Source organism: Streptomyces rimosus subsp. rimosus (genome assembly GCF_000720725.1).
In the GTDB taxonomy this organism is placed as follows: domain Bacteria; phylum Actinomycetota; class Actinomycetes; order Streptomycetales; family Streptomycetaceae; genus Streptomyces; species Streptomyces rimosus_A.
Window position 1 is genome coordinate 1 of sequence record NZ_JOCQ01000277.1, and the last position, 224, is coordinate 224.

Sequence of the window (224 nt, forward strand, 5' to 3'; positions counted from 1 at the left end):
TGATCGGAACGTTCGAGGCACAGCCCACCGGCCGCCGCCTGCCCCGCGCCATGCGCATCACCATCCGCTTCGGCAAGCCCCTGGAATTCGAGCGCTTCGCCGGCCTGGACGGCGAGCACGCCGCGCTGCGCGCCGTCACCGACGAGATCATGTACGAGATCCTGCAACTCTCCGGCCAGGAGTACGTGGACGAGTACGCGAACGAGGCCAAAGCACGGCAGCAG

1 pseudogene is annotated in these 224 nt (G+C 67.9%); it reads left to right on the forward strand.

What is annotated here, in order from left to right:
• Positions 1-224, forward strand: a pseudogene (locus tag IH45_RS0142885) (1-acyl-sn-glycerol-3-phosphate acyltransferase); the annotation flags it as partial.